The sequence below is a fragment of the Luteibacter sp. P4_E6 genome (assembly GCF_056401535.1).
Map to the genome: position 1 here is coordinate 1 of NZ_JBFUJE010000440.1, position 3,276 is coordinate 3,276.

Sequence of the window (3,276 nt, forward strand, 5' to 3'; positions counted from 1 at the left end):
CTGTCGCACCCTTCGATCAAGCGGTAAACGCCGGAAAATAAGCGGCGCGACCCAGATTCAGGGTGGGTCGCGCCGCCCGACGACCTGACGCTCAGCCCACGCTGCACTCGCGCGGATTGGTGCACTTCACGAGAACCGCCGGGGCGGTGCGGCCCGACGGCTGCGCTGCCTGCGCGGCCACGCTGGCGTTCTGGATGCGCTGGGCTGTGGAGGACGGAGCGCCGGCTGCGAAGGCGGACGTAGCGGCGAAGGAGACGACGACGAGCGATACAACGCGCAGGATGCTTTTCATGGGAGTGTCCTTTGTCTGAGGGATATGCCCGCGGGAATCCGCGTGCAGCGCGATAATCGCACCCGTTTGACTGAAGAAAGGGCCGATTCGGCACCGATCGGGCTCCTTTGCCGAATACGTTCACTCCCAACCCATAGGCAGAAAAAAAGGTTCTTCGCGGCATGCCGGGGACGCCGAAGACGGTGAGGCGCAGAGCCTTCGGCGTGCAGGCGTGGCGGCGCAGAGCCTTCGGTGCCCACCCTCGCTGCTCAGACACGTCCTCCGCGCGAGGCAGCGCAGCGGCGAGGAAAACGCTCGCCGCGCCGGAAATGACGTATCTGCACGACCGCCGTAACGGTCCGAGTTGGCGGCCACACGCACTCCAGCGGCTCTCCTTCCCGCTGACCGTATCGTCGTGAGAGACCTTGGTGYCCACCCTCGAGGCGAGTTCCGCACAAGTGGAGCGGCCGTAGGCCARTARGTACATGGGCCGCGTGAGCGGCCTTTCCTTGTCGAACGCGGAGGACGTGTCTGAGCAGCGAGGGTGGACACCAAGGTGTCCCCGCGAGACGCCCAAGTGTACGAAGCGACGGCGAAGCCGAGCCCGCGAGGCCGAAGGCGAGCCATGCGCGAGGTGCGCGGTGCGAAAGATGCCCCGCCCGAAACCCGAGCGCCCGGGCCCCGGTAGTCCGCGAAGAGCCAAAAAAAAGGCACCCGAAGGTGCCTTTCGTGTTGCGCTGAGCGAGTCGATCAGTGCGCAGCGTCGCCGTTCGGATGCGCGTGGCCGTGCTCGATCTCTTCCGGCGTCGCGTCACGGACGCTCTGAACGTCGACGTGGAAGGTCAGGGTCTTGCCGGCCATCGGGTGGTTGAGGTCGACGTCGACGACGCTCGAGCCGATCTTCTGCACGACGACGACGCGGCTGCCGCCTTCCTTCAGCGAGAGGACGGTCGACGCACCCGCCTTGAGGCCCTTGCCCTGCTGCGGGAAGTACTTCTTCGGGACGCGCTGGGTCAGGCCGTCCTGGCGCGGACCGTAGCCCTGCTCCGGCTCGATCGTGACGTCGAAGGTGTCACCGACGGACTTGCCCTCGAGGCCGGCTTCCAGGCCCGGGATCAGCTGGCCGTGACCGAGCAGGATCCAGAGCGGCTCGCCCCCCTCCACCGAGCTTTCGACCTGCTCACCATTGACGGTGAGGGTGTAGTGGAACGAGATGACCTTGTCCTTGCCAGCCTGCATGATCGTTTCTACCGGATGAAAACCGGGCATTTTACCGGCCGCGAGGTCCGGCGTCACGCCGGATCACGCTTCTTTCCGAATCCCACGCCACGGGCCTCCGGCCCCAGCCAGGTGAGGAGCGCCAGCAGTAGCGCCACCACGCCAATCCAGGTGGACATGGCGAATGCGAAATCACCGCCACGCTGGCCCGCTATCCAGGTCTGGGCGGTCGCCGTGATGGCCGCCAAAAGGTTGCCCATCTGGTAGGCGAAGCCGGGCAAGGTGCCGCGCACGGCGTCCGGCGAGAGCTCGTTGAGGTGGGTGGGCACGACACCCCAGGCGCCCTGCACCATCACCTGGATGAGAAACGCACCCAGGCCCAGGAAGAGCAACGAACCGCCGTAGGTCCACAGAGGGATCACGGGGATAGCCAACAGGGCAGCGATGATGATGGCCTTGCGCCGGCCAATGCGCTCGGACAGAGAGCCGAAGGTCAGGCCGCCGAATAACGCGCCGAGGTTGAGCAGCGCGGTGAGCATGAAGGCCGTACCTGAGCCAGCCGGGATCTTCAGCGTCTCCTGCACGAAGGTCGGGTACATGTCCTGCGAGCCGTGGCTGAACATGTTGAAGGCGGCCATCAGCAGCATCATGTAGACGAACCGCTTCCAGTTGCCCCGCATGGAGACGAACACGCTTTCGCGGGCCTCGGTACGCCGACCTTCCCATACCGGCGATTCGGGCACCTTGCGGCGGATGTACAGCACGAGCAGCGCGGGCGCGGCACCGACAATGAAAAGGCCACGCCAGCCGATGTGGTCGACCAGCAACCAGTTGGCCAGGGCGGCGAGGAAAAAGCCGCAGGGGTATCCGCTCTGCAGCAGGCCCGACACGAAACCCCGCGATTTAGCCGGAATGGACTCCATCGCCAGCGACGCGCCGATACCCCACTCCCCGCCCATGGCGATGCCAAAGAGGAAACGCAGGCCAAGCAGGACACCAAGCGTCGGCGCGAACGCGCAGGCTACCTCGAGCACCGAGAACAGCACGATGTCGAACATGAGCACGGGGCGGCGGCCGTAGCGGTCGGCAAGCCGGCCGAAAAGGAGCGCACCGATCGGCCGGGCGGCCAGGGTCAGGAACAGGCCGTAGGTGACCTCCTGCTTGGAGACATGGAACTCCGTCGCCACGGCGAGGATGACGAAGGTCAGCAGGAAGTAATCGAACGCGTCGAGGGTCCAGCCAAGGAAGCTGGCGATGACGGTGTGCCGCTGGGTCGAATCGAGTTCGCGCAGCGCGGCGGGAAGCGGCATCAGATATTCCTCAACGCGGATTCGGGCGGCGCCGAAGTTAACACAGCGGGCGAAAATCCAACGACCGCTTGACGACGGGACCACGAGCCGTGGTTACACTGGGGCGCGTCGTCCCTCGACGGACGCCTTTCCACGACAGACGGAGGACTCATGAAGTTTTCGTACTCGCTCGTTTCATTCGCCCTGATCGCCGGCCTCGGCATCGGCACCGCCATTGCGCAGGACACCGCCGGCCCCAACGATGCGCCAGCGTTCTCGGATATCTCCAAGGACGGCAAGTACATCACGCGCGGCGATATCCCCAAGGATAACGAGCGCCTGAAGCAGCTTCGCATGCACATCGGCGACAACGACATGGACCACAACGGCAAGATCGACGAGAAGGAATACAACGTCTATCTGTCGAAGGACAATCCGCTCCAGAAGCACTAGTTATTCCGAATCGGCCGGGTACGGCACACGTGCCCGGCTCTTTCC

Annotated in this window: 4 protein-coding genes; 1 reads left to right on the forward strand and 3 read right to left on the reverse strand. The window is 64.9% G+C overall.

The window, feature by feature from the left end:
* Positions 1–91: 91 nt before the first annotated feature.
* From AC1DT2_RS18810 to AC1DT2_RS18820, 3 genes are all read right to left on the reverse strand, one after another.
* Positions 92–292 (reverse strand): hypothetical protein, encoded by a 201-nt coding sequence (locus AC1DT2_RS18810; protein ID WP_063574382.1) that lies wholly within the window; start codon positions 290–292, stop codon positions 92–94.
* A gap of 729 nt (positions 293–1,021) precedes the next feature.
* Complete coding sequence (locus tag AC1DT2_RS18815) at positions 1,022–1,510, reverse strand: FKBP-type peptidyl-prolyl cis-trans isomerase (protein ID WP_063573598.1); 489 nt, start codon at positions 1,508–1,510, stop codon at positions 1,022–1,024.
* Positions 1,511–1,563: 53 nt separating this feature from the next.
* Positions 1,564–2,799 carry an MFS transporter gene (locus tag AC1DT2_RS18820; RefSeq protein ID WP_063573597.1) on the reverse strand — a complete coding sequence of 412 codons (1,236 nt, stop codon included), beginning with the start codon at positions 2,797–2,799 and terminating at the stop codon, positions 1,564–1,566.
* A 150-nt stretch (positions 2,800–2,949) separates the two neighbouring features.
* Here AC1DT2_RS18820 and AC1DT2_RS18825 point away from each other — a divergent pair, with 150 nt between their 5' ends.
* Positions 2,950–3,231 (forward strand): hypothetical protein, encoded by a 282-nt coding sequence (locus AC1DT2_RS18825; RefSeq protein ID WP_477297997.1) that lies wholly within the window; start codon positions 2,950–2,952, stop codon positions 3,229–3,231.
* Positions 3,232–3,276: the final 45 nt, after the last annotated feature.